The sequence below is a fragment of the Gracilibacillus xinjiangensis genome, assembly GCF_042651765.1.
GTDB lineage: Bacteria > Bacillota > Bacilli > Bacillales > Amphibacillaceae > Gracilibacillus > Gracilibacillus xinjiangensis.
Genome location: NZ_JBHSDT010000004.1, coordinates 713150 through 740030 on the forward strand (window position 1 = coordinate 713150; position 26881 = coordinate 740030).

Here is a 26881-nt window from a genome sequence, read left to right on the forward strand (position 1 = left end):
CCAACCGGGGTGAACTTTTTTGTAACTAATCTTTCCTTTCGTGCATGTATCATGCTATCTGTTGCCAGGGAATATGATGCGTGCAAGAAAAGCACGAATGTTATATTATGGAAGGGACGGGTGGATTTTTATATCTTTTACTATTTATGTTTCTTGTGAATCTCACCATCTCACTTGTTTCACAGAGCTCGGGGAATTCGAATAGGTGATGATACTAGTTATGTCGTTCCCCCTGGGGATGCTGAGAAACCGTGGTGGGAGAAAGGGTGGGATAGTCTTCTGGAATTATGGAGAAGAAACATTTATGGAGGTTACGGCTTTTATAAATAGTTAGGAGAGATTGAAATGTCCGAAAACACTTGGAAGAAATTGCGTAGAGTAAGTAATGTTATAGGTTTTTTAATAATTGGAGTAATGCTTGTATTTTATTATGATAACCCATATGAAATAAAAACTACTCCAATAGGTATTGTCTTAATAGGAATACTTATTTTTTGTGCTGCATTCCTGATATTCGTTAACTATAGAGAAAAAACAGAAGGAGATGTTTATAAAGCCTTATGGTATACTGTCTGCTATATGATAGCGGCATATGCAGTGACCAGAGTTGTCGACAGATTTTTCTGATAGATAGGCAGATGATAAACTAGCTTTGTGAAAATTCTTAAAGCATTGGCTAATTATTTAAAGTGTTTTTATAAATAGTTAGGGGAATATAGTATGTCAGAAAAAACATGGAAAATACTAGATAGAATAGGTATGACTGTTGGTTTGTTTGCCGCTGCTGTGTTATTAATCTTTTTCGATACAGTAGGACAGATGAGGGGTACTACTGCAGGAAAATCTTTAATAGGAATAATATTATTTTGTGGTGCTTTTAGCTTTTTTGTTAAGTATAGAGAAAAAACAGGAGGTGTAACTCTAAAAACTTTTTGGTATACTGCATTGGCTTTGGCAGGGATTTTCATCGTTGTCCTAATTGTAAATAAAGTTTTCCATTAAGTACATATGATGAGCAAACGTTTAATGAAGCATTAAGGAAACACAATCGCCTGATAAAGCGTTTAGGAGTGGTTATTATCCCGCATAAATGGAACGTTGGAATTGTAAATAAATTCTCCATTCTCAGATAGAAAAGCCAGCCGCCCAACCTGCCTGTTCAAGGGGATGGCGGGCTTTTTCTTTATTTAGGAAAAAAATCAAACCCTAAAGAGGCGCGCCTTTTTACAAACTGTAACAAATATCAAAAAAAATCTACTATTATCTACTATTATCTTTCTATTTCAAGAAAATTATAGTAAAATTAAGTCAAATAATCTTTTTAAGGAAAAGAAAGGGAAAAGAATGCGATATTCAGAGAAATACGCTAATCTAGCAAACGAAGAAAAACGGACAACTATTTGGTTTTTATGGTTGTTTTACGCAATTTTCTTTCTTTATGATTTTTTCTATTACTATTTAACAGTCTACTTTACTGATAGCCTTTATAATGGAGAAAGAAGTAGCATTCCAGTCTACATAGTCTTACTAATTTTACTTCCGATTACCCTTTACTTGATTCGTACTGGAAAAACAAAAAAGGTAAAATACTTGCTTTTTATTGTTTTTACGACTGTGAATATTATTACAGAGATCATTTATTATTCGAATACTGATGCTGTATACAGAAGTGGAAATATATCGGAAATTGTTATTATTTTATTTTCTCCTATTTTTGTTAATATATTTTTCTTCTATTTGGTATCAGTCGGAACTTTAGTGAAATATCTTATTGTTGGGTTGTTTTTATGGGAGCCAGTAGCTATTTTGCCTGCTATCATTACGATAATTTTGGTTATAGTTGCCAGTATTATTCTTTACCGCTTTATAGCATATGTAAAGGCAATTGAAACTTCTTATGATAACCAACTGGAAGGAATTGTAAAAGGTGTTATTGCCACACTAGAACTGAAGGACCCATACACCAAAGGACATAGTGAGAGGGTTGCAGGTTATGCGAGGTTACTTGCCAATTCTACCAAGCGATTTAAAGCAGAAGAATTAAAGTTATATTATTATGCATGTCTTTTACACGATATTGGGAAAGTGCATATTCCGGATCATATTTTGACAAAAAAAGGCAGATTGACAGAAGAGGAATTTGAAATAATTAAGGAGCATCCGACTGTTGGAGCAAAAGCGGTTCAAAATGTGGAAGGAATTGCTGAATATATAGATGTGATAGAGCATCATCATGAACGATGGGATGGAAATGGTTATCCAGATCGTTTAAAAGGTGAGCAAATATCATTATTAACCAGGATTACTTCAGTGGCAGATGCTTTTGATGCTATGACATCTTCCAGATCTTATCGTGCAGCACTGCCATTAGAGGTTGCCTATCAACGAATTGTTGATGGTAGCGGGACCCAATTTGACCCTGTTATAGTTAAACAGTTTGTAGAAGTCTATCCAAAATGGGTCGAGTTTCATAATAAATATAATAGGAATAGAGGTGAAATAAATGAAAATCCGTAAATTAAAAAAGGTAAAAACAACTTGCTGGTGGTGCGCTTGGGGAAGTTGGAAATAAGTTAGCATAGGTAGTTTTCGGACTACCTCTTTTCTTTTTAGGAAAATAACCAGTAGGTGATAGAATGATCTCACAAAATTCTAATATAACCCTCTATCCTCTCACAATACGAGAGGATAAAAAACATTACATTGTAGAAGACACAACTTCTGGTGAATTTTTTGAAATGCCGGAGGTTTGTATCGATGCAATTAAATTAATAAATGATAGAATTCCATTAGACCAAATAGAAAAAACGCTTCAAGCAATTTATCCGGAAGAAGATGTCGATATTTCAGCATTTGCAGAGCAACTGCTTGATTTTGGATTGGTAAAAGAAATAGATGGCAATGAAGTAAAACATGAAAAAGCCGATACGACGCCACAAGGGTTCTCCTGGTTACCAGCAAAACTGGGGAAATTCTTTTTTCATCGTGGGTCTGTTTTCATTCTTTTCTTGGTTATATTTATCAATATTCTATATATTTTCATGCAACCAGAGTATATTCCAAACTATCAGGATATATTTATTTTTGATTCATTAGTTTTAAGTATACTATTTTTCATGTTTATTTCATTAATCATTATCCTTATCCATGAATTGGGCCATATTCTTGCACTAAGGGCACATAATCTCCCAACAAATTTAGGTATTTGCCATCGTCTTTACATTTTATTAGTTTTTGAAACAGATATGGCTACAGCTTGGAAATTGCCGCCAAAAGAGCGTAATCTCTTGTATTTGGGCGGAATATATTTTGACCAATGGATTCTGGCCATTGCACTGACATGTAAGTTCTTCCTGCCAATAGAAGGCACAATGTTGAATAGTATCTTATCGATTATTGTATTAGATATTTTTATCAAAACAATTTATCAATGCTGTTTTTACATGAAGACAGATTTGTATTACCTGTTTGAGAATCTGACAGGGTGTTATAATATTATGGAAAATAGCCAGCAGATACTTAGCAGATGGCTTCCTTTTATTAAAGGCAACAATCAGACAGAAGCCTTTAAAGAAGAAAAAGTATATGTTCGATTATATGCCATATTCTATGTAATTGGAGTATCCGTTACATTGGCTTTATTTATATTTTATGTAATACCGCAATTCCTTTATATTTTTTCCAAGCTTATACCTGCATTGGGGTCACCTTCTGGCAATCCATATTTCTGGGATGCTGTTCTGTTTATATTACCAACAATGATTATTATGGCAGTATTGGTATATTCCTGGATTAAATCTAACAGGAAGAAAGTTGATTGACAGATACAGGGGGAGGCTCTCGCGTCCCCCTAAGGAAGATGCCTTGTAGAGAAGTCTCTGCAGGGCATTTTTATTGTAACTTTGGAAAGGGATCGACAACAAATAAGTACTCTTCCTTCGAAACCTTTTCCAGTTCTGTTCGTCTAATGGGTTAAAGCCAACAGGAGGTGATCAAATGAGGAGAATCTTACCAACAATCGGCATATTTCTTTTTCTTACAGGTTGTGGGACAACTGAAAATTCACCTGCTGTGGGAGTAGAAGAACCTGTACAAATGCAACTGAATCATAAAGAGAATGGGATGAAGCTTTCAGCGGAAATAACAGTTGGTGAATCCATACATGTAGATGCTGTGCTTGAAAATACTAGTGATCAAACGATTCTCTATAATGGAAGATGCGGGATACCTTTTCGTATTTTTGTGGAAATGGATGGTTCCAATGCTGCGCTTAATAGCAATATTGAATCAACTGCTTGTGAAGATATCTTTGATCCAAATGACTTAGAGGAATTTCGGGCAGGTGAAACAATTGAAAGAGCGGTTACGTTTGCTAGGGAATTCACTTTTCCTGGTGTGAATAAAGAGAATCATTCCACTGCTCATAACGGAGATTATAAGGTGTATTTTTCGTTTCAGCCACATAATGTGGATCAAATTACAGCACAGTATCCGATTACATTGTTGGATAATGCAGAGCCAGACATGATAACAATAGAAGAAGCGAAAGCATTGGCGTTGGAGGATGAAAAAGTAACTCATTGGTATCAAGAACAACAGCAAGCTGGATTAAAAGTGGAAGCTGAAGAAGCCATTCTATCAACAGGAAGCTGGCATCTTCCATTCTATGCAAAGGGTGAGGAAATAGTTTACAGAATCGTAGTAGCTATCGATTTTCGATCTGGCAATATTACGGATTTCAATGTAGATGAGATAGACAGACAATTTTGGGAGGAGGCGGAAAGCACAAAAATGGAATAAAAATTGGAAAAGGGTGTCAGGGCGATTCAAATGAGTTTTTGAAAAGAAATGCCTAATAAAGAGGAACCTCTTTTGAGGCATTTTTTGTTTTGAAGGAAATTTATTACGGGATTATTCAAAAAACAAACGAATCAGGCTCAAGGCATTTGCAAACGGAATATTTCTTTAGCAAGCAGTTGTCATGATCATATATTAAGATAAAATAGATAGAGAACATAATCGCAAAAACACACTGCAAACTTTTTACATATTTTCTACTTCAATCAAAAGGATAGGATGTTTTTTTATGAAAAGTTTTCCTAAAGATATTCAATTTTGCTTCCCGTGGCGCAGTTATCAAAGAGAGGTATTACATCATCTGGATAAGCATTTAGAAAACCAGCACCTGCACCTTGTAGCACCGCCCGGTTCAGGAAAAACCGTTCTCGGATTAGAAGTTATTAAAAGACTAGATAAAGCCACATTAATTGTTGCACCGACGCTTGCAATACGCAATCAGTGGGCAGATCGCTTTACTGAGCTCTTTTTACAGCAAAACGAGCAGCCTGACTGGATCTCTACAGATATTAAAAAACCTTCCTTCTTAACGATTACAACATACCAAGGCTTATATGCATTATTTCATGATACATTACAGGCAACAGAAAATTCTGAACTTGACGATTTTGAGGATGAAGATATTCCGCTTGAGAATGAGGCGAAGCATGCTGCGATTGAGCGGCTTTTCCAGCAAAATTTCCAAACATTCGTATTAGATGAAGCCCATCATTTGCGCACAAACTGGTGGAAAACAACAATGCATGTTCGTAACCAGTTAGATAATCCCACAGTGATTGCCTTAACAGCAACACCGCCTTATGATGTCGGGAAAGCAGAATGGGATAAGTATATTGAACTGTGTGGTCCAATTGATGAAGAAATTGAAATAGCTGCCCTTGTAAAAGAAGGAGATCTCTGTCCCCATCAAGACTATGTCTGGATGTCGCCACTTACACCGAAGGAACAGGAACCTGTCGAGATCTTTCATAGGGAAGCAGAGAAAATCAGAACAGATTTATTGGAAAATCAAGCTTTCCAAGTACTAATCGAGAATCATCCATGGATCTTATCAGAAGAGGCCGTTGAGGAGAAACTGGCAAACTATCGATATTTTATTAGTATGATTGTTTATTTAAAGGAAATTGGCAGTTCATCATGGGAAAAACCATTTCAAATCATGGAAGAAAAAGCCTCAGAGCTTCCTTCCTTTGACTTGGAATGGGCTGAAGAATTGTTAAGTTTCTTATTATATCGTGATAAGCATTTGGATTCGAAAGAGGAGCCGTTAAAATCGATCAGAAAGCAATTATCATCGATCCGTGCAATCGAACGGCGAAGAGTAAAACTGATGGCAACAAGATCGATGCAAAGAACACTTTTACATAGTGTATCGAAATTGGATAGTATCGTGGAAATAGTCAAACTAGAGAAAAATTCGCAAAAGGATACCTTAAGGTTAGTCGTTTTGGCGGATTACATTTATAAAGATGACCTTCCGCAAAAAGAAGAAGAAAAAAAGCCGCTGATTCGATTAGGTGTTGTGCCGATTTTTGAAAAACTGCGCAGAAATGCTGCCGATCATTGTCGTTTAGGTGTTTTGACAGGATCTGTCGTTATTGTTCCTAATCGGGCTGTTTCATTACTTGAAAAATATCACTTACAATTTACTGCTAAAAAGCTGGAACATGATGAACGCTATAGCATGATTACATGGAGAGGCACATCAAGACAAGAAATGGTCAGAGTGATGACAGAGATATTTGCAAGCGGTGAAATTGATGTATTAGTCGGCACAACGGCATTATTAGGAGAAGGCTGGGATGCACCTAGTGTAAATACATTAATCCTTGCTTCCTATGTAGGCAGTTTTATGCTGACAAATCAAATGCGTGGTCGAGCTATCAGATCTGAGCAGGGAAATGAGCAGAAGGTAGCGAATATCTGGCACTTAGTTTGTGTGGATAAAAAAACGCATGATGGAGGTTATGATTACGAATCATTGACACGGCGTTTCCAATCGTTAACAGGCGTGGATGCAGAGCTCCCTGTTATTCAATCAGGCATTGATCGATTGCGAATAGCAAAACCGCCCTTCAAGCAGGAAGTGATTAATGAAACAAATGATACCATGTCAGAAAGAGCAGTGGATCGCGGGCGGTTATTTGAGAAATGGCAAGATGCTGTCCATAAAGGGGAAAAGAAAAGAGAAGAGATAGAAATAAGTGCCAAACAGCTGCCACCGATTTTTGTCTTTCGCAATACCCTGAAATCTCTGGTAATTATATGTCTGGCGATTTTTCTTAACATTTTATATGCGATAGGAGAATATGGCTATTATTATGAATCAATCGATGAAATACGTGCGGCATTAATATGGGGCCTCCTGTTTGGTGTCACGATATCCAGCCCATTCTGGTGGCGCGCATTGCGAATTTTCATATTCAATTCATCGATTGAGTCAAGGATGAAGCAGGTGAGTGAAGCGATCTATCAGACATTATTCGAAATCGGCTTATTGCAGACATCGTTAAAAGAGAACAAAATCATCATCAATAAAGGTGGGGAAGGCAGTCTGTATGGCTATTTGGAACAAGGCAGTACACAAGAACAAAAAGTCTTTCTCCAGGCAGTGCAGCAGCTGTTAGATCCAATTGATAACCCCAGATACTTACTCCATCGTCAGTCAGGTAAACACTTGTGGGTGCGACATGACTATCATGTCATACCTGAAGAAATTGGACGTAAGAAAGAATATATAGAAATCTTTATGAAAAAGTGGAATAAACGAGTCGGGAAAGCAGATGCCATTTTTACAAGAACACCGGAAGGACGCAAATTGCTGTTGAAAGCGAGAATGCGTGCAATGTCAGGTAAATTTGTTAAGCGGTCAGAGCGGAGGAGTGTGTGGAAATGACGTTTCCATGAACCTAATTGGATCTTTACATGAATGTAATTGATAAGGTGATTGGTATAGATTTATGCTAAGGTTCATTTTACATGACATGACCCTGCCTGAGAGTGAAGATTAATACTAAATGTAAGAAAGGCAGTGTAGGGATATGTACTTAAAGTGAGGATTAATACCAAATGTGAGTGAGGCAGGCAGAAGATTTGTCCTTGAACAGAGGATTAATACTAAATGTGAGTGAGGCAGGATGAAGATATGTAATTAAAGCAAGGATTGATACCAAATGTAAGCGAAGTTGGATGAAGATAAGTACATAAAGCGAAGAATACTAGTCAAGGAATAAGATATTAAATGGAACCTTACACTCTGGCCTGTCCAATTAAAGACCGGCTTCCCGGTCCTTCCATTATAATACAGCAGAGAAGGCTGAATAATAGAATAATAGGACGGTTAAAGCCAACAATACTGAGCAGAAGTGATGTTAAGAAACCTCCTTTATCTCTGGAAAGACACCGCTTACAAAAATATAGCAGGAACTTCCTGAAATTACAAGGAGTGAATGTGCATAAAAATGGTGCTATACACACAGTTGAGGGATCAATCGAGAATAAATTAATGGATTTTAGCAGGAATTTTAGCATTTCTCTAGAAATTAAATAGTAAAGGAATTCTTTCCATCTTTTAGAAGAAGGAGTGATATTCTATGATGAAAGAAGAGATTAAAGATCTTTTATATTCCCATCATATTTTACCGGTCTCCAATCAGAATTGGAAAAATATTGATATTTATTTGTGTGAAAATTCAACGAATAATGAATATTTATCAGCAAAGAGAAGAATTCAAGAAAAAATTCCTAAGAGAGCAAGCGGGATCTATATCATTTCCAATGAGGAAATGGTGCTATATATAGGAGAAAGTAAATGTAACATACGAGCTAGACTGGAAAGGCATTTAGATAAGATTTTTATCAGACAAGACCGACGGGCAGATTTTTTTAAAGTGGAAGAACATCAGGGGCGGCTTTCCATTTATTATTGGTCATTGCCGCAACACTTAATTGTTTATAGAAAGATAATAGAAGAATTAATGATCCTAGCCTTAGAACCTGAATATGTCAAGTGGAACATACAGAATAAAATGGTTGAAATACATGAGGCATTACGAAAAAATAAATATTCTATCTAATCAGATTAAATGGAAAGCAAGAATAGGGAACCTATGCGAAAAATTCTCATCTGCCTCCATGTTTATTGATGACATTATGTAATGCGAATCGCCGATATTATAAGGGCATCCCCCTACTTTCTTTACTATGAAGGAGTATTTTATGAAGAGAAGATGGATAAACATCAAATACGCATGGAGGACTTGCGAGCAGAGGTCCGGAAACAAGGGATGAGTTCATTCCTTTTTGATTTGACAGAGAGTTTTGCCACCAAAAATTGCAGGAAAGTAAGCATAAACAGGATAACTGCCCCTTCTGCAAGTGAGACTGAGTTACTTGTAAGGATACTTGATAAAGTGGCACCATATGTAATGGTGATGATAAAATCGAACAAATTTACTTGAGTAAGGGTACGTTTACCGAATAATCTTAATAGTAAAACAAGGAAGGGATATGCCAATAGACACATAAGGAACGCCCGTACGAGACTTTTCGTGTTATTAAATAAAAGGGTATCAAGCATACATAAACTCCTTTCCGGGACATTCTTCATGAACTCATCTTCTATCCAAATACCCGATAAGCGAAAAATTAAAACAGCAGGAAAGCACATGCCTCATTACGCAAGTATTCTTAAAGGCAGAATCCTCTCCGTAACTCCACACTCCTTCACGTTTAGAAACCCAAATAAAGGGAATTGTTTTATAAGGCAACATTAATCATCTACATCAAAGAAAAGAAAGGGTTGGATATCAAATGTATAACTACACAAGACACTATATTAATGGTGAATGGGTTGAATCTACAGGAAGTGAAACAATTGATGTCATCAATCCAGCAACAGAGGAAAAAATAGGTGAAATCAGTTCAGGGACCAAGGAAGATTTAGATAAAGCTGTCAAAGCAGCCAAAGAAGCATTCCCTTCTTTTTCTCAAACAACAAAAGAGGAACGTGTTCAATTATTGGATAATATAGTTAGTGAATATGAAAAAAGAAAAGATGATCTTATTAAAATCATCACGGAAGAGCTGGGTTCTCCCTTATCTTTTTCGGAAGAAGTACAATATGAAATGGGATTGAATCATTTTAAAGCAACCGCAAAAGTTCTTCGCGATTTTGAGTTTACAGAAGATAGAGGGGATTCCTATATTCAAAAAGACGCGATTGGTGTAGCAGGATTAATTACACCATGGAATTTTCCTACCAACCAGATTTGCACAAAATTAGCCAGTGCTTTAGCCTCTGGCAGTACGGTAGTATTTAAACCAGCATCCAAAACACCATTTGCTTCTATTCTTCTGGTAGAAATACTAGAGAAAGCCGGTGTACCAAAAGGTGTGGTTAACTTGGTTAATGGTAGCGGATCGATAATTGGAGATGGAATCAGTTCACATCCGGATATTGATTTTGTATCTTTCACCGGATCAGGAAAAGTCGGTAAAAACATTATGCAAAATGCAGCAGAAGATATTAAAAAAGTGGCACTTGAGTTAGGTGGAAAATCTCCTATTGTGGTTCTGGAAGATGCGGATGTGGAAACAGCGGCCCGTACAGCGATTTCTAACATTGCTGGAAATACAGGACAGGTCTGCAGTGCAGGTACACGAACTTTTGTACCGAAAAACATGCATGATAAATTTGTGGATGCTGTGAAAAGGCTAGTGGATGAATATCCTATTGGGGATCCCCAAGATAAGAACACATTTATGGGACCACAGGTAGCCAAAGATCAGTGGGAAACAGTTCAAGATTATATCCAAAAAGGGATAGACAGTGGAGCTGATTTAATTGTCGGCGGAAAAGGAAAACCAGAGGGATTAGACACTGGCTATTATTCCCGAATTACGATGTTTACGAATGTAGATCATGATAGTCAGATTGCGCAGGAAGAAATATTTGGTCCTGTGATGACTGTGTTCACCTATGAGACGATTGAAGAAGCGATCGAACTTGCGAATGATGTCATTTATGGACTTGCTGGCTATGTTGTCGGGGAAGACCCGGAAAAATTAGCTAAAGTAGCAAAAAGTATTCGTGCCGGAAGAATTGTTATTAACAATACTGATCCAGACTTTACCGCACCTTTCGGCGGATTTAAGCAATCAGGTATTGGCCGTGAATGGGGAGACTATGGTATTGAAGAGTTTTTAGAGCCGAAGACGATTTTAGGTTTGCCTAGATAGAGGGTATTTGATTAGAATGGGTGTATGGATTATTTGCACAGTAAGTTTTACAATTACTGTGCGAACTCTGTACACCCAAATTTTTGCTTAAGAAATCTGTATGAAAAATCATATAGGCTATGGATTATACTTCAGCTTGTTAAACGTACTAGAAGTGTCCTTAAAAAGATGATGAGTGGTCTGAGATGAAGCTTAGCAGTATAAACATAAAATCTTCTCTCTACTTGAAGAGATATGGAAGTAAAAGCAAAATAAATACCAAATCACCGTGCTCACTAACAGAGGTTTGGAAGTAAAAGCAGTATAAATACCAAATCACCGCACTCACATAGAAAGATTTGGAAGTAAAAGCAAAATAAACACCAAATCACGTGCTCACTAACAGAGATTTGGAAGTAAAAGCAGTATAAACACCAAATCACCGCACTCACATAGAGAGATTTGAAAGTAAAAGCAAAATAAATACCAAATCACCGCGCTCACATAGAGAGATTTGAAAGAAAAAGCAGTAAAAACACCAAATCACCGCGCTCACATAGAGAGATTTGAAAGTAAAAGCAAAATAAATACCAAATCATCGCACTAACTAACAGAGATTTGAAAGAAAAAGCAAAATAAACACCAAATCATCGCACTAACTAACAGAGATTTGGAAGTAAAAGCAAAATAAACACCAAATCATCGCACTCACATAGAGAGATTTGGAAGTAAAAGCAAAATAAACACCAAATCATCGCGCTAACTAACAGAGATTTGAAAGAAAAAGCAAAATAAACACCAAATCATCGCACTAACTAACAGAGATTTGAAAGTAAAAGCAAAATAAACACCAAATCATCGCACTCACTAACAAAGATTTGGAAGAAAAAGCAAAATAAACACGAAATCACCGCGCTCGCAACAGAGATTTGGATATATCCCACCTCCCACACCATTAGAGATTGGAAGAATAACATCACGTATTTAATAAAATGAGAGAGTATAGCATGGAATTCGACATCAAAGCCCCAAACATAAATCCCACAACAATAAAAAAAGACAGAGCATCTGCTCTATCTTTCAAAATCAATTCTCTCCATCTGATCCGAAATCATTAATTGTGCTTCTTTCGGTTTCGTTTCCGCGATTTTTACACCATTACGATAGGATGCAATCACTTCTGCCTGTTTGCGAATGGCATCATATTCATTCGTTGCATTTAAGATAATGAAATTCGCCGGCTTGCCAGTTTCTATACCGTACTGGTCTTGGATATTCAGGGTAACAGCACTATTATTCGTAATAAAATCAAATGAGTCAATAATTTGTTTATATCCCATTAAATGAGTTAAGTGAATTCCCATATGAAGTACTTGCAGCATGTTGCCAGTTCCTAATGGATACCATGGATCAAAGATATCATCATGGCCGAAGCATACATTTAAGCCAGCCTCGGACAATCCTTTCACTCGGGTAATCCCGCGGCGTTTCGGATAATCATCAAATCGGCCCTGCAAGTGGATATTCACTAACGGGTTTGCAACAAAATTGATTTCAGATAATCCAAGAATTTTCATTAATTTAGAAACATATGCCCCATTGTAAGAGTGCATTGCTGTTGTATGGCTTGCCGTTACTTTGTTGCCTAAACCGCGTTTATAGGCTTCAGCTGCAACCACCTCAACAAAGCGAGATTGTTCATCATCAATTTCATCACAGTGAATATCAACTAAGCGATCATATTTTTCAGCTAAATCAAACGCTATTTTCAACGATTCCACGCCATCTTCACGAGTAAATTCAAAGTGAGGAATACCGCCAACAACATCTGCTCCCATTTTTATTGCTTCTTCGACCAGCGCAGTCCCATTCGGAAAAGAAAGGTAGCCATCTTGTGGAAAAGCAACTAATTGAAGATCAACATAATCCTTCAATTCTTCTTTCACTTCTAATAAAGCTTTCATCGCTGTTAAGGAAGGATCACAGACATCTACATGTGTGCGGACATGCTGAATACCTTGAGCGATTTGCCACTTCAACGCTTTTGTTGCTCTTGTTTTGACATCATCTACTGTTAACGTTTTTTTTCGTTCTGCCCAAGTAGAAATGCCTTCAAATAATGTACCACTTTCATTCCATTTCGGCTCACCAGCTGTCAGTGTTGTATCAAGATGGCAATGTGGTTCAATAAAAGGGGCACTGACTAATTTCCCTTCGACATCAATTGCCCCTTCGACAGGCTGTGCTTTTTCTATCTTGGTAAAAATACCATTCTCAATATGAATAGTAAATCGTCCTTCTTGTTTTGCTAATGATGCGTTCTGAATAATCAAAACTTTATACCTCTTTTCCTAATTCCAAGCTTTTTTCTGTTGCGAACACTTTTTCTGAAAGAAGTGTTAATCCTACATATATCACACTAGCACCAATAATTCCATTCAAAGGCGGGATACCAGGTAAAAACTGTGCTGCAGCAAATCCGCCAACCCATGCGATAATTGCAGGCCAGCGAACCGCTTGGAAAGTCATTTCTTCTAATGCCGGATAGTTGGCTTTTCTTAAAATAAAGAAATCAGCTAATAAAATCGCACCAATTGGCGGGAGAGCCGCACCTAATAAAGTCAACCAGCCAACAAAATTGTTATAAAGCCACATCGCCAATATTGTTCCAACTAATCCATTGAAGATAACAAGCTTGCTTTTCTTAATTTTCGTGATGTTGGAAAACCCTAATCCTGATGCATAGAGTGAATTATCATTGGTCGTCCAAATATTCAGCCCTAACACAATAATTGCCGGAACAACTAATCCCTGGACAAACATTACTTCCGAAATGTCACCTAACCCTGTTGATATGGCACCAACTGCACCAAACAAAAACATTAATGAGTTTCCGATAAAGAAGGCGATCAGTGTTGTAATGACTGCTGTTTTTTTCGTTTTGGCAAAGCGGGCGAAATCTGGTGTTAGTGTACCACCACTAGCAAACGAGCCGACACAAATCGTTAATGCTGCTGCTAAGCCGATTGTTGCCTCAGGTTCATATGTGAATAAGCCTGACAAGCCGCCCATATCCTCTACTGCCATACCAACGGAAACACTTCCTAATACGGCAATGGCTGGTACTGCGATAAAACTCAGGATAGCTAATGCCTTCATGCCGAAAAATGCTGAGAATGTCATCACAATTCCTGATACAATAATTAATGTCATCATATCAATTCCTGTAACTTTATTAACAGGTACTGCGAACATTGCTAAGCCTACACCAAACCAGCCTACTTGAGTAGCACCTAATAAAAATGATGCCAAATAAGATCCTTTTTCACCGAACGCGTATCGTGCTAATAAATGAGTAGACAAACCTGTTTTTGCCGCTATATAAGCCAATCCACCAGTATATAAACCTAATATTAAGTTCCCAAGTAATACCATCCATAAGATTTCCTGCATCGAAAGACCAAGCCCTAATTCCCCGCCAGAAAGCATACTAGCTGAGAAGAATGCAAAACCTAACATGACAACAAACATCTTCCAAAAACCATTTCTATGTGATTGCGGTACTGCTTGCAATGAAAATTCTTTATCCATCTGTATTTCCCCCTTGTCTGTTTGGCTGGTACCTGTGTTGAGCAAGTTAACTCTATTGTAAGGTTGTTCGTTTACTTTCTCTAATAGGCTGTTAAATTATCTATCAACCAACACGATCGTCCAACAACAAAAAAAGCTTCTTGCCCAACTGACAAGAAGCTTTAGACAAAAGGGTGTCTATATGTGCATAAAGATGCCCCTTCTGAAATCCGTTTTCCTTGTCAGCCTCACGGGACTGAATTAAAGGTACCAATATTTAATTGAGGTTATTATCTCAAATAGGAGAGGAGTTTGTCAATATATTTTTAAGCGAGCAAAAAGGTGAGCTTCACATTACCAACTCATACCGAACTTATAAGCACGTGACTATCACGAAAAATTGGTTCTTTCTTTTACTGTGATACTGTTTCCTTTTATATCACCACTCTAAAACAGAACAAATGTTCTTGATGTTTGGAAAGGAATGGGTTATGATAGAAAGTGAAGCAAGGAAAGTAAATATTGCAGATGAAGGATATATAAGTTTGGAATGCAGATGGAAAGATAGGTAAGATACGAAATATAATCCCCGGTTTTTGGACGCTATAGAAAAGAACTGCAATCGGATAATTTATGGGAACAGCACTGTCTATAAAGCTTTACGTCTGGCAATATCAAATAATATTATTAATAATGTGGTTGTCAAGTTTTTGTATAGTTTTATCGGGTATATTGATAATGACTAAATATCTTTTTTAAAAATGTGTTCCACAAACTGATAGCGGAAATAATTCCAAAGAAGATACTGGAAAGGCTACTTACAGACACATACAATTTATGAAATTATTCTTGATAAGGCAGATTTTCCAACTTACCTTTCTATAGTTAACAGTCATGTTTTCCTGTAATATAAACGTTTCCTTTTTTTAGTGTGATTTATTAATTAGGGATGGTTTCCTTGCAATTAGTAGATATACCTGACTCCTTGATCCGGAAAGCATCGAGGAAGATGGATTTTTAGGAGGAATGACTATGGCTAAAATTATTACCATCACTTCTGGAAAAGGCGGTGTAGGAAAGACTACCATTACTGCGAACTTAGGTACAGCGCTGGCACTGCTAGGAAAACAAGTTTGTCTTATTGATGCTGATTTCGGTTTAAGTAATCTAGACATTCCGCTTGGATTAAGTAACAGAATAGTGTTTGATCTCTCTGATTATATGAATGAGCGCTGTGAATTACACCATGTAGAAATTAAAGATAAATATTTGCCAAATCTATCACTTATTCCTTGCAGTAAAAGTCATGGACATACCCATACGCCGGAAGCATTCAAGAATATTGTCGAAAATTTAGCAAACAGCTATGACTACGTACTAATAGATTCTCCAGCAGGGATCGAAAGTGGTTTTCAAAATGCAGCAAATGCTGCGGATGAAGCTATTGTCGTTGTGACTCCATATCTATCTTCCATACACGATGCGGACAGAGTGATTGGAATATTGGAAGACACCATGTCATTTTCCCCAAAAGTAATCTTAAATATGATAGAGGAAGATGAAAGGAAGGCCCAATCTTTAAAAATGGCCAGTAAAGAAAATATTATGAGCATTTTACAGTTAGAAGAATTAGGAGTTGTACTTAATGATTCAGAGGTTATCCGCTCTATTGAGAGAGGCTGCCCCATTGCCTTAAGCCCCCAAGAGGAAAATGGGTTGCGATTCCGCCACATTGCCCGGAATATTATAGCCGATCAATATGAGCCATATGTCCCTTTAAAACTGAAAAAGAAACGCAGCAGTATTTTCCCGTTTCAACAAAAACTGAGATGGATTAGCGGCAGGATGTAAGGCGGTTATACAGCGAACGTTAGAAAAACAGCCGCTTGGTTTGTTTACATGATACGTTTCTTAACCGTGCCCCCATAAGGTTATTTTGACCTTCCACACTCTTTGTATTATAATTTACACTATCTAAGATTACTTTTGGGGTGTGTATTGTGGGGGCAAGAGGCAGGAAAAAAGGAGCAGACGGTGAAAAAAGCAGAAAATTAATGCTGCAAATTGCCGCAGAGGAATTTGCAAAAAATGGATTTCATCATACCAAAATCAGTACAATCGTGAAGCGGGCAGGTGTTACTCAACCAGCATTTTATTTATACTTTCCTAGTAAGGAAGCGATTTTTCAGGAATTAATCGACCAGTTTATATATAAATTAGAAGAACTCATTGGAGACAGCAGGCTTGAATCAGATCTTACTTTTGATTCCTTACCTGAACGTATAGAAGAAGGATTAGGAGCGATTTTTACTTTCTTCAAACAGAACGAATATTTAACAAAAATAGCTTTTATTAATTCCGATTATGCATGCAAAATAAAGGAACAGCTTGCAACACAAATTGAAGAGAATTTACTTGTGGAGCAAAGTTATGGTTACTTTCGTTCCGATTTAGATATAAGGATTGCAGCTGAAATAGTAGTAAGTACGATGGAACGTCTAACAGTAACCCATTTATGGACAAATCAAAAAACCGACGAAGAAATTACCGAAGAGACAGTACAAATTATTTTAAATGGGCTTATCAAGAGAGAATAGATATGACTTCCCTTTAGACAAACCGAGTAGAGTATATAATGGGTGAAAAAACCAATAAACAACCAGGCGTAAGATTGAGTTCTTACGCTTGTTTTCGTTCACTTTTAATCGGTTAAAAGACATTTAAGATCCCTCCAAAAACCGGCTGAATGCCCCTCCGGCCACTATTGCTTACATGTAATAACCTATCTCAATCCATTCTTCTCTAGTTTTCTTAAAGAAAATATTAAACATATAAACTCAATGTGAAAACCTCATAATTAACAAAAATAGTGCAGAAAAGACTGGATGAGATCAACATCCAGTCCTTTTCAAATTCATCCCATACGTAAATAAACTGACTAATTCTCCTGATTTCCATTAACAAACTAGCTAAGTGTTTTTGAATATATGAAATTCTTATCCTTTCATATAAATAGCAGCACGTGTCTGTTTGAAGCCTGTCCGATATGATGAAGTCACCGCGGAATACTTGATAAGTACTTATCCATTAGGAGTATGGGAGAAAGTGCAATTTGAAGATGTGCTTCAGGAGAATGAACGAATCATTCATCACTTGATTCATAAATATCGGATTCGTGATCGGGAGGGGGATTTCTATCAAGAGGGATTGATTGCATTATGGGAAGCGGTGCAAACTTATGATGAATCGAGATCGAAACTGTCTACCCATATTTACAACTGCATTTCCAGCAGATTTCTGAACAAAATAAAGAAAGAAAATCGCGAGAAGGAACAGTTAAAAACATGGCTGATAAATATAAAGGCAGAGGATCTTCTCATAGAAGACAGGGATGAACTGGATAAACAGCTGTTGAGAGACATTCGCAAGGTCCTTTCCGATCGGCAATGGTGTTGGTTTTATCACTTTGTTTTACATGATCAACCCGCTCGGGATATAGCAAGACATTACTGTGTGACAGACCATGCCGTCAAAAGCTGGGCAAGAAGCGCTAGATCCAAAATTCAGCAGCTGTTAATCCAACAAGAATATGTATAAGGCATTATAGATAAAAAATAGAATGATAGATCCTTCTAGTGGATTATCTTTCCTGATTTTGAACCAATTTAACCCATATGAAATTATAATAGGTAAATTAGCAGCGAAGTGTTGACAATTTGTCAACACTTCGCTATCTTTAATGTGGTAGATAGCAGACGAAGAAAGGCTTTTAGATAAAGAGGTGAGTCCCGTGTCAGAGTTAAATATTGCTATTATTAAAGAAAAGTTACAAGAGCAAAATAAAAGCATACGTCAATTAGCGAAAGAAACAGACATTAATGTTTCTACAATATCAAGAATTTTTAATGGAAAGAGAAAAGCGACATTAGATCATTTAAAAAGAATTTCTCATGCACTTCAGATTCCCTTATCAGATCTAATGGATTCAGAAGAGTATGGGGAAGACATTTCCTCTACTTTCCAACATGTTCGTTCCATTATCAAAACTATGCAGATACCTGTTGAGAATTTCACATTAGCTGCATTAAAAAATAATTTGCAAGAATACCAGACAGAGAGTGCCAAAGCAAAGGGAAGGGAAACTATTCTTAATAGTTTTCACACAAAACTCTCAGAGCTGGGCGGTAAAGGTCCACTTATACAACAATTAAAGAGAATGTTTACATTATTTAAAGAACAGAACGCAACGAAGAAGGAACTATTATTGATTGGCAGTGCACTATTTTACTTTATTGCCTCAGTGGATATGATTCCAGACTATCTATTTCCCGTTGGATTTCTAGACGATGCTTTAGTTATTCAATATGTCACGCAATCTTTGAATATGAAGCAGTGAGATAATCCATGTTCAGGAAAAGTTCGATTGATGTCATTTTAATGTTAATTCTCTTAGGATTGTTTATTGTCAGTGTGATTGCAGTATATAGTGGAACTGGTCAGTATACGGATGGGCAGTCCTTCTATTTCGCCAGTCGCCAGCTGATTTGGTATATCATCAGTCTCGTCATTATGATTGCTGTTACACAATTTGAATATGACCTGCTGGAAAGATTGGCCCTGTATTTATACATGTCTGGCATAATGATGCTTGTTTATGTCCAATTTTTTGGGAAATATATGAATGGTTCTCAGCGTTGGATTGACCTCGGCTTTATGGATTTACAGCCGTCTGAGTTTATGAAAATTTTTATCGTAATCTATTTAGCTGCCATTTATAAAAAAAATGGTGCAGAGAAACTCTCATTTATGAAAAGCATTCCTGTTGTTTTGAAAACACTATTAATCACAATTATTCCGTTCGTCTTTATTTTAAAACAGCCTGATTTAGGTTCTGCTCTCTTAATTGCAGTATCTGCTTTAGGTTTATTATTATTAACAAACATCAGCTCCAGAATGAATATGATTCTCTTGGCTGTCATATCAGTGGGTACTGGTTTTCTACTCTATTTGTTTAAGTACCACCAAGAGATAGTTTCGCTTGTCTTTAAGCCGCATCAATTAGGCCGTATTTACAGTTGGATTAATCCATCCGAGTATTCGATGGATTATGGTTACCAGCTAAAACAGGCAATTCTCGGCATTGGTGCAGGTCAATTAACTGGTTCCGGATTCAATCAGGGGTTTCAAGTGCAAAGTGGACGTGTACCTGAAGCACATACAGATTTTGTGTTTGCAGTTATTGGTGAAGAATTCGGATTCATTGGCGCGAGCTTACTAATTCTCTTGTACTTTCTGTTAATTTCCCGGATTATCACGATAGGACTGAGAGCCGACAATCTATTTGGTACATATATTTGTGCAGGGATTACTATATTAATTGCTTTCCAAGTATTCCAGAATGTTGGCATGACAATAGGGTTGATGCCGGTAACAGGTATAGCACTGCCATTTATAAGCTATGGCGGAAGTGCCCTAGTGACTAATATGTTCGCAATGGGACTCGTACATAGTATAAGCGCAAGATCAAAAGGTTATATGTTTTCTTCTGAGTAGGTATAAGAAGATAGAAAGGAGTCAGACTTGCGATTTTTTAAACGAATAGACCTTTCCTTATTAATCGGGTTAGCTTTTTTTATTTCATTTGGCATTATGATGGTTTACAGTGCCAGTTTCCCATATGCAACTATCAGGTTTGAAGATACAGAATACTATTTTCACCGGCAGTTATTCTGGGCAGGTCTTGGCTTCCTGCTTCTCATCTTAGCAATGATAATCCCATATAAAGTTTACAGAAAGTTAGTTCCGATCTTAATTATGTTAACAATGATCCTGTTATTCCTTGTATTAGTACCTCATGTTGGGGTAGAACGTAACTTCTCAACAAGATGGATATCAATTGGAGGAATATTATTTCAGCCTGTTGAACTGGCAAAAGTAACAATGTTGATATATTTCGCCTATTTTTATAGTCGGAAGGAAGAATATATCGATAATTTCAAAAAAGGAGTCGCACCACCATTAATTATTTTGGCAATTGTCTTTGCATTGATACTGAAACAGCCTGATTTAGGCTCATCCATCTTAATTGTGTTTTCTTGCGGGATGATCTTATTTTTTACAAAAATACCATTCCGTCATTTGTTTCTATTAATGATGACGGCGGTCATAGGGGTTTTATTTTTTGCCATTACATCACCATACAGGCTGGAGAGAATTACATCATTTATCGCTCCTTTTGATGATATGGAAGACTCAGGTTATCAATTAATCAACTCTTATATTTCAATAAGTACTGGTGGTATCACAGGCTTAGGTTTAGGCAATAGTGTTCAAAAATTAGGTTATTTACCGGAAGCACATACTGACTTTATCATGTCTATCATTGCAGAAGAATTAGGTTTTATAGGCGTATTGCTTGTCATAGGCTTTTATTTCTTCTTTTTCACTAGAGGATTGCTTATTGCAAGGAGGGCAGCAGATTCATTTGGGAAATTGTTAGCATTTGGTATTACCTTTCAAATTATCACACAGGCTTTCATTAATTTGGGAGCGGTGTTAGGATTTTTACCGATAACAGGTATTCCATTACCATTTGTCAGTTATGGCGGTTCATCCTTAGTTATTATGATGATATCTGCAGGGATACTGCTGAATATCTCTTATCGAAAAGTACCATAAAATAAGAGAAAGACTCTGCGAAGTATTCCGTTAAAATGATTATCCAGATTTTAGCCTTTCCATTCATTAATTGGCAGTTTATTGCATAGAATTCACGAATAATTTGCTTAAAGTATGATACTGTATGCTAGCATAATCTTACTATCACTATTTGTATCTTAGAGGACCAAATAGAATGAATGGAGAGGTGAAGGGTGTGAAGACAGTTTTAATTACAGGGGCAAACAGTGGTTTCGGCCTGTTAACCGCAATTGAATTACTAAAAAAGGGTCATCACGTCATTGCGACAATGCGTAATATAGTGAATAAAGATGAACTCATTGAAGAGGCAGAAAAACTAGGCGCCTATGATAGATTATCAGTCTATCAACTGGATGTGACAAACTTAGCAGAAATTCAATTAGTCAAAGCCAATATAGAGAGCTGCTACGGGAAATTAGATGTTTTAATAAACAATGCTGGATACTGCCAAGGTGGCTTTGTCTCAGATCTCGCTCTCGAAGAGTGGCAGAACCAGTTTGATGTGAATGTTCATGGGGTTCTTCGCGTAACCAGTGAAATGCTCCCATTACTTCAAAGACCAGTTAAAGCAAATATAATTAATATTAGTAGTGTTAGCGGCATGATAGGTTTTCCTGGACTTTCTGCCTATTGCTCCTCCAAGTTTGCCTTAGAAGGCTTTAGTGAAAGCTTGAGATTGGAATTATTACAGGAAAATATTTTTGTATCATTGATTGAGCCTGGATCTTATCAAACGAAGATATGGGAAAAGAGCCTTTCCAGTATCGATACAGACGAAATGGATACCGATTTAAAGCAAGCAGTATTATCTTATGCGAAGAAATCTGCCCATTCCAGCCCTGACCCGATAGAAGTGGCACGATTGATTTCCAGAATTTGCGATAAGGAAAAAGTTAAATTCCGCTACCCGATTGGGAAAGGGTCCAAATTGTTATCAACAGCCAAGCGGCTGTTACCATGGAGTTTGTTAGAAAAACTGATCCTCCGGAATTTATAGAATAGAGACATTTGATATGATTCGAGCAGCTAGTAAACCTATCCGCAAAGAATAGGAAAAAGCCAGAACTCTAGAGGAAGTTCTGGCTTTTTCTCATATTCTTCAAACTCTATCGTACGAGTAGTCCCATCACAAGATGCTCTTTCCAATTCGTGTTTTCCGGTTTCACGGTTCGCCAAGTGATTTTGTCAATTTCTAATGGTGTGGTAAATGGTGTGTTGTTCCGAAATTGCTCAAAATTATTATATGCTACAATTTGTCCTTCGTTTAAACCTGTAACTATTTCAATTAAGCTCGCAGACTCGATCCCTTTTTCGATCACTTGTTTTTGGAGGATGCCATTTTCATTCATGATCCAAATAGAATGGTTATCGACTTTTTCTTCTGAAAGAACCACTGCATTTAATGATTCTTTAAGGGTGATGGCAAGATCCACGTGATAACCTGGAAGCAGATCTACTGTAGTGTCCTCTACTTCCTCTACTTCCTCAACTTCCACTTCTTCTTCCACTTCTTCTTCCATAAATTCAATTTCAAGCGGATAGACACTTTTTCTGTTTAACTCAATTGATTGAGGTGTTTCATGGACTTTTGAAACAGAGCCTGACCATATATCTGGAGTTTCTTCTGAGATTATATCTGCTTCCATTCCTTCCGTCACTAGTGTCCGCTCTTCTTCTGATAACTCACTTTTAACATATAAATCATCATTTATTATGGTGATAAACGGATCTTCCAATGTATAAAGCAGTTGACTGACAACACCATCATAAGGACTAGTTACAGTAATCGTATCACCAGTGTCCTGTAATTCATCTAACTGGTTCTGTAAACTAGTCAGTTCTGCCTCTTTTTGTGCTAATTCTTTCTCTTTCTCTAATATAAATTGCTGTTTTTGCAATTGTGAGTCAATACCTTCATTTGCTGGTAAGTCTAATTCATATTCATCATCATTGACTGAAAATCTGGATGAAGTATTTCTGCTGCTTGGGATAGAATAACTTTGCATTTGCTGAATAATATTTTCAAGTGCCATAATTTCTTCGTTTATTTTCACTATATTATTATTAATCATATCCCATGTGGTATTATAGTCATTGACAGTATACGTATATAGTGGATCACCTTCATTAATCCGGTCACCTTGTTCTATAACGAATTCTTGAAAACTGCCAATTGATTTATCGAAGTACAGCTTATTCTCCTCAGCTGAGACTATTCCGTCTTTTTCGAGTTGTTCTCTCATATCCATTGTAGTAGTCTGGGTCCATTCCTTCACATGTGAAACCCGGTCAATTTTCCCATCTTCATCTAAGACTAGTAAGGTTATATTTATTAGAATAAAGAGCAGAATCCCTGTTATTATAACTTTTTTCTTTTCCATTAATTAAACCACCCATCCATTAGCATGGTATCAAAGAAGGACAATAGTGTAACAATCACATAACCGATAAGATGAAGGGCAATGACAGCAATCCAAACTTTATATTTCTCCATAATCGATAACTTCAGGATAAATTTTACCTGGAAGAAAAGAATCCAGATCTGAAATAATGAAATGGAACCAAAGAATGTTTGAATCCATGTTATTTCAGTGAAATAGGAAGCGATGATCCCAAATGAAAATGGCGAAACATACCAATCCAGCCCCATATATGTATAGAGTGGAATCCATATGATTCTTTCCATTAACATGACAAAGAACACAACTTGCTGCATCACTAATATCATCCGGTAAGGAAGTTCTGTTACTAAATAGAAATAGTAACTGACTAGAAAAAGGATGATTACTGAAAAAAGCAGACCAAACAGGGCTCTTCCAATGACAAACCAAAATTTATCCGCATTATACAGGGAATTCGGAATATCTGTTATGGAAGAAGACAGGAGATTAGACCCCATGCCAAGGCCAGCCATCCATCCGTAAATTAGAAAACTAGCTGCAATCAAGAGAATCATAGTCTTCCATATGTTGCTGATATGTTCAGCATGTTTGATTCTTTCTAATTGCTTGTTTGGTGAAAATATCCATTCAATTAGTGTATTTCTTTTCATCTTCTCCATCCTTTAATTTACAATGTCATAAGTAATATTGTAATAGAATTTATTGAAACTGTCATACTATATCATAAAAAAATTGATAATATTTGATATCATTTGTATTTTAGTGGTAAATAATATAGAGAGACAGTAGAGGAGGGAAGCTTGTGAACAAAGCAATTGTTATATTAAATCCAAGCTCAGGCTCAAAAGAAAGTGTTAAATATAAAGAAATGATAGAACAGATATTAATGACAAACAATTATCAGTTTAAGATTAGACGAACGGAAAAAGAAAACGATGCTCGAAGATTTGCTGAGGAGGCATCTGGGGAAGGGATTGATTTATTAGTGGTCATGGGTGGTGATGGTACGATAAATGAAGTCATCAACGGGTTAGTGAACAAAGCTCATCGGCCATTATTGCAAGTGATCCCATTAGGCACTGTTAATAATTTTGCCCGTGCAGTTGGTGTTCCATTGCAGGTGGAAGATGCTTTGCAACTTATAGAGAATGGTACAACGATGCAAGTGGATATAGGGGAAGTAAATCAGCAATATTTCAGCAATCTAGTGAATATTGGTGCAATAGCGGAAGCTACGTATCAAGTCACACCAGAGCAAAAATCAAAATTAGGGTCATTGGCATATTTCTTCGAAGGTTTAAAGAAATTCAGAGAGAAGGATGTATTTCCTGTCACGATTGAAACTGCCGAAATTACTGTGGAAACAGAGGCAATGCTTGTTCTCATTGCTGTCACGGATACATTTGCCAGCTGGAAAAATATATTGAAAGAGGCAGAGGTTGATGATGGTTTTCTACATATTTTCGCCATCAAGCAATTAACCAATTTTGAAGGTGTGGCAATGCTGACAAGAATGATGAATGGTTCGCTGAAAGATCAAGAGCAGGTAGAGTATTTTAAAGTGAAAAAGGCGAGTATTTACACAGAAGAAACAAAGGTCGCTAACGTGGATGGGGACGAGGGCGCTGCCACTCCTTTACATTTATCCATACTGCCGGGGCATTTACATGTTTTAACGAGTGAAAGATAAATAGTTAATATTTACCCTTTAACCCTAATATGCCAAAAAAATTAATCTTTCCCAATTTTGCAGAGGAAATTTATAGAAATTTATAGTATACTAGAATCGTACGAAAACTTTTCTAGGAGGAGATTTTTTGAAGCGTTTAGTAATTAGTATGATGCTGGCTGCTTGTCTGTTTATGGTAGTTTCGCCATTCCAAGCGTTAGCCGGAGAAAAAGAAGTGACAGTAGTATTTAATAATGAGGAAGTTGACTTTGAAGTAGCTCCTTTTATCCAGGAAGATCGAGTACTGGTACCAGTACGTAATATCTTTGAAAAACTTGGTTTGGAAATTACTTGGAATGCCAAAACCAAAACAGCTACTCTAGTAAAAGATGAGACTACAATGGAAATGACAATTGATGCAACTTCTGTTGTATTAAATGGTGAGACTGTTAAAATTGATGCACCTCTTTCAATTAAGAATGCTAGAATGTTTGTACCATTAAGTTTTGTTGGGGAAAATGCAGGAGCAGATGTAGCATGGGATCATGAAAGCAAAACAGTAACCATTACAGCTGAAGAAGATGAAATCGATGCAGCTACAAAAGCGTTTTTAGAAAAATTGTTAGAAGTTGAATTAAATAGTTTCTCTGCAGATATGAAACTTGACCAGACAATGACAATGATGGGTGAAGAAATCAGCATGAATATGGATATTCAAATGGATGCAGTACTTGATCCATTCGGAATGTATCAGGCAATGTCTATGTCCATGGAACAACTTGGTGAAACGATCAAAACTGAGTCTTACATGACGGAGCAAGGATATTATGAATATGATTCATTTTCAGATCAATGGGTTAAGTATGAGGATGAGTTAGCAGAAGAATTTGCAAATCTTGGTGATTTCCAATTAGATCCAACTGCACAGTTTGAATTAATGAAACGTTTCTACGACAAAGTTGAAGTTGTTGAAAATGATGATACTTATGAATTACACATCAGTGTTTCCGGGGACGGATTCGAAGATTTATTAAATGAAATCCTTAGCCTTCCTGAGTTAGGTTTAGGAGAGAATACGGAAGACCTGGAAGAAATGTTCGGAGAATTAGATATCACAATTAATCAAATGGACATTGTATCTGTATTAGACAAAGAAACGCTTTATCCTGTATCTGATAAAATGAATACAGACATGGTCATTAGTGTTGAAGGTGAAGAAATTAAGATTGTTCAAAGCATGGAAAATACTTATTCTAACGTAAATGAAATTGAGAAAATTACTATTCCACAAGAAGTTATTGATAATGCTATTCCTTTTGAAGAAGCATACGGTGATTTCGAAGATTTTGAATTAGAAGAAGCTATGTAATAGAATGAAAAGCATTGCTGCATTGCAGCAATGTTTTTTTTTGGATGGAAAATTATCTGAATAAAGCTCTTATGAGTTCCTCTTTTTAACTTCCAT

At 36.8% G+C, this 26881-nt stretch carries 22 protein-coding genes and 1 pseudogene; 18 read left to right on the forward strand and 5 right to left on the reverse strand.

Annotated features, from left to right (window positions below; translation table 11 throughout):
- Nucleotides 1-345 precede the first annotated feature (345 nt).
- The 8 genes from ACFOY7_RS07540 (at nucleotide 346) to ACFOY7_RS07575 (ending at nucleotide 9317) form a co-directional block, all read left to right on the forward strand.
- On the forward strand, nucleotides 346-627 hold the full coding sequence (locus ACFOY7_RS07540; RefSeq protein ID WP_390250974.1) for a hypothetical protein: 282 nt from the start codon (nucleotides 346-348) through the stop codon (nucleotides 625-627).
- Between the two features lie 93 nt (nucleotides 628-720).
- The gene (locus ACFOY7_RS07545) at nucleotides 721-1002 is read left to right on the forward strand and encodes a hypothetical protein (protein WP_390250976.1); all 282 of its coding nucleotides are present in this window, start codon (nucleotides 721-723) and stop codon (nucleotides 1000-1002) included.
- 342 nt (nucleotides 1003-1344) lie between these two features.
- A complete protein-coding gene (locus tag ACFOY7_RS07550) occupies nucleotides 1345-2517 on the forward strand; it encodes an HD-GYP domain-containing protein (RefSeq protein ID WP_390250978.1) in 1173 nt (390 codons plus the stop codon).
- A 119-nt stretch (nucleotides 2518-2636) separates the two neighbouring features.
- On the forward strand, nucleotides 2637-3821 hold the full coding sequence (locus tag ACFOY7_RS07555; RefSeq protein ID WP_390250980.1) for a peptidase: 1185 nt from the start codon (nucleotides 2637-2639) through the stop codon (nucleotides 3819-3821).
- 175 nt (nucleotides 3822-3996) lie between these two features.
- The gene (locus ACFOY7_RS07560; RefSeq protein ID WP_390250982.1) at nucleotides 3997-4800 is read left to right on the forward strand and encodes a putative periplasmic lipoprotein; all 804 of its coding nucleotides are present in this window, start codon (nucleotides 3997-3999) and stop codon (nucleotides 4798-4800) included.
- Between the two features lie 286 nt (nucleotides 4801-5086).
- Nucleotides 5087-7753: a DEAD/DEAH box helicase family protein gene (locus ACFOY7_RS07565; protein ID WP_390250984.1), complete on the forward strand. Its 2667-nt coding sequence runs from the start codon at nucleotides 5087-5089 to the stop codon at nucleotides 7751-7753.
- Nucleotides 7754-8450: 697 nt separating this feature from the next.
- Nucleotides 8451-8933 carry a GIY-YIG nuclease family protein gene (locus ACFOY7_RS07570; RefSeq protein WP_390250986.1) on the forward strand — a complete coding sequence of 161 codons (483 nt, stop codon included), beginning with the start codon at nucleotides 8451-8453 and terminating at the stop codon, nucleotides 8931-8933.
- Nucleotides 8934-9014: 81 nt separating this feature from the next.
- On the forward strand, nucleotides 9015-9317 hold the full coding sequence (locus tag ACFOY7_RS07575; protein WP_390250988.1) for a YetF domain-containing protein: 303 nt from the start codon (nucleotides 9015-9017) through the stop codon (nucleotides 9315-9317).
- Here the strand turns inward: ACFOY7_RS07575 and ACFOY7_RS07580 are convergent.
- A pseudogene (locus ACFOY7_RS07580) lies at nucleotides 9242-9526 on the reverse strand (hypothetical protein); the annotation flags it as partial. The gene ACFOY7_RS07575 and the pseudogene ACFOY7_RS07580 overlap by 76 nt on opposite strands.
- 143 nt (nucleotides 9527-9669) lie before the next feature.
- Here ACFOY7_RS07580 and ACFOY7_RS07585 point away from each other — a divergent pair.
- Nucleotides 9670-11097: an aldehyde dehydrogenase family protein gene (locus tag ACFOY7_RS07585; protein ID WP_390250990.1), complete on the forward strand. Its 1428-nt coding sequence runs from the start codon at nucleotides 9670-9672 to the stop codon at nucleotides 11095-11097.
- A 1052-nt stretch (nucleotides 11098-12149) separates the two neighbouring features.
- Here ACFOY7_RS07585 and codA read toward each other — a convergent pair.
- Together codA and codB are read right to left on the reverse strand one after the other, a co-directional pair.
- Nucleotides 12150-13409, reverse strand: a complete 1260-nt coding sequence (gene codA / locus ACFOY7_RS07590; protein ID WP_390250992.1) for a cytosine deaminase — start codon at nucleotides 13407-13409, stop codon at nucleotides 12150-12152.
- 4 nt (nucleotides 13410-13413) lie between these two features.
- Complete coding sequence (gene codB, locus ACFOY7_RS07595) at nucleotides 13414-14667, reverse strand: cytosine permease (protein WP_390250994.1); 1254 nt, start codon at nucleotides 14665-14667, stop codon at nucleotides 13414-13416.
- Nucleotides 14668-15678: 1011 nt separating this feature from the next.
- On the opposite strand from codB, the gene minD reads away from it, so the two are divergent.
- The 7 genes from minD (at nucleotide 15679) to ACFOY7_RS07630 (ending at nucleotide 22342) form a co-directional block, all read left to right on the forward strand.
- The gene (gene minD, locus ACFOY7_RS07600) at nucleotides 15679-16497 is read left to right on the forward strand and encodes a septum site-determining protein MinD (RefSeq protein ID WP_390250996.1); all 819 of its coding nucleotides are present in this window, start codon (nucleotides 15679-15681) and stop codon (nucleotides 16495-16497) included.
- Between the two features lie 149 nt (nucleotides 16498-16646).
- Nucleotides 16647-17243: a TetR/AcrR family transcriptional regulator gene (locus ACFOY7_RS07605; RefSeq protein ID WP_390250998.1), complete on the forward strand. Its 597-nt coding sequence runs from the start codon at nucleotides 16647-16649 to the stop codon at nucleotides 17241-17243.
- A gap of 508 nt (nucleotides 17244-17751) precedes the next feature.
- Nucleotides 17752-18243, forward strand: coding sequence for a sigma-70 family RNA polymerase sigma factor (locus ACFOY7_RS07610; RefSeq protein WP_390251000.1), 492 nt, complete (start codon nucleotides 17752-17754; stop codon nucleotides 18241-18243).
- 193 nt (nucleotides 18244-18436) lie between these two features.
- Nucleotides 18437-19042: a helix-turn-helix domain-containing protein gene (locus ACFOY7_RS07615; protein WP_390251002.1), complete on the forward strand. Its 606-nt coding sequence runs from the start codon at nucleotides 18437-18439 to the stop codon at nucleotides 19040-19042.
- Nucleotides 19043-19050: 8 nt separating this feature from the next.
- A complete protein-coding gene (rodA, locus tag ACFOY7_RS07620; RefSeq protein WP_390251004.1) occupies nucleotides 19051-20199 on the forward strand; it encodes a rod shape-determining protein RodA in 1149 nt (382 codons plus the stop codon).
- 27 nt (nucleotides 20200-20226) lie between these two features.
- The gene (ftsW, locus tag ACFOY7_RS07625; protein ID WP_390251006.1) at nucleotides 20227-21324 is read left to right on the forward strand and encodes a putative lipid II flippase FtsW; all 1098 of its coding nucleotides are present in this window, start codon (nucleotides 20227-20229) and stop codon (nucleotides 21322-21324) included.
- Nucleotides 21325-21520: 196 nt separating this feature from the next.
- On the forward strand, nucleotides 21521-22342 hold the full coding sequence (locus tag ACFOY7_RS07630; protein ID WP_390251008.1) for an SDR family oxidoreductase: 822 nt from the start codon (nucleotides 21521-21523) through the stop codon (nucleotides 22340-22342).
- A 109-nt stretch (nucleotides 22343-22451) separates the two neighbouring features.
- Here ACFOY7_RS07630 and ACFOY7_RS07635 read toward each other — a convergent pair whose 3' ends face one another.
- Nucleotides 22452-23726, reverse strand: a complete 1275-nt coding sequence (locus tag ACFOY7_RS07635) for an efflux RND transporter periplasmic adaptor subunit (protein ID WP_390251010.1) — start codon at nucleotides 23724-23726, stop codon at nucleotides 22452-22454.
- The gene (locus ACFOY7_RS07640) at nucleotides 23726-24397 is read right to left on the reverse strand and encodes a hypothetical protein (RefSeq protein ID WP_390251012.1); all 672 of its coding nucleotides are present in this window, start codon (nucleotides 24395-24397) and stop codon (nucleotides 23726-23728) included. Before ACFOY7_RS07640 ends, ACFOY7_RS07635 begins: the two co-directional genes overlap by 1 nt.
- A 152-nt stretch (nucleotides 24398-24549) precedes the next feature.
- Between ACFOY7_RS07640 and ACFOY7_RS07645 the strand changes: the two genes are divergently transcribed.
- Together ACFOY7_RS07645 and ACFOY7_RS07650 are read left to right on the forward strand one after the other, a co-directional pair.
- A complete protein-coding gene (locus tag ACFOY7_RS07645; RefSeq protein WP_390251014.1) occupies nucleotides 24550-25437 on the forward strand; it encodes a diacylglycerol/lipid kinase family protein in 888 nt (295 codons plus the stop codon).
- 127 nt (nucleotides 25438-25564) lie between these two features.
- Complete coding sequence (locus ACFOY7_RS07650) at nucleotides 25565-26785, forward strand: DUF6612 family protein (protein ID WP_390251016.1); 1221 nt, start codon at nucleotides 25565-25567, stop codon at nucleotides 26783-26785.
- Nucleotides 26786-26881 lie beyond the last annotated feature (96 nt).

Coding starts and splice junctions, on each gene's coding strand:
- ACFOY7_RS07540 (WP_390250974.1), top strand. CDS start 346: ATGTCCGAAAACACTTGGAAGAAATTGCGTAGAGTAAGTAATGTTATA.
- ACFOY7_RS07545 (WP_390250976.1), top strand. CDS start 721: ATGTCAGAAAAAACATGGAAAATACTAGATAGAATAGGTATGACTGTT.
- ACFOY7_RS07550 (WP_390250978.1), top strand. CDS start 1,345: ATGCGATATTCAGAGAAATACGCTAATCTAGCAAACGAAGAAAAACGG.
- ACFOY7_RS07555 (WP_390250980.1), top strand. CDS start 2,637: ATGATCTCACAAAATTCTAATATAACCCTCTATCCTCTCACAATACGA.
- ACFOY7_RS07560 (WP_390250982.1), top strand. CDS start 3,997: ATGAGGAGAATCTTACCAACAATCGGCATATTTCTTTTTCTTACAGGT.
- ACFOY7_RS07565 (WP_390250984.1), top strand. CDS start 5,087: ATGAAAAGTTTTCCTAAAGATATTCAATTTTGCTTCCCGTGGCGCAGT.
- ACFOY7_RS07570 (WP_390250986.1), top strand. CDS start 8,451: ATGATGAAAGAAGAGATTAAAGATCTTTTATATTCCCATCATATTTTA.
- ACFOY7_RS07575 (WP_390250988.1), top strand. CDS start 9,015: ATGCGAATCGCCGATATTATAAGGGCATCCCCCTACTTTCTTTACTAT.
- ACFOY7_RS07585 (WP_390250990.1), top strand. CDS start 9,670: ATGTATAACTACACAAGACACTATATTAATGGTGAATGGGTTGAATCT.
- codB (WP_390250994.1), bottom strand. CDS start 14,667: ATGGATAAAGAATTTTCATTGCAAGCAGTACCGCAATCACATAGAAAT.
- minD (WP_390250996.1), top strand. CDS start 15,679: ATGGCTAAAATTATTACCATCACTTCTGGAAAAGGCGGTGTAGGAAAG.
- rodA (WP_390251004.1), top strand. CDS start 19,051: ATGTTCAGGAAAAGTTCGATTGATGTCATTTTAATGTTAATTCTCTTA.
- ACFOY7_RS07635 (WP_390251010.1), bottom strand. CDS start 23,726: ATGGAAAAGAAAAAAGTTATAATAACAGGGATTCTGCTCTTTATTCTA.
- ACFOY7_RS07640 (WP_390251012.1), bottom strand. CDS start 24,397: ATGAAAAGAAATACACTAATTGAATGGATATTTTCACCAAACAAGCAA.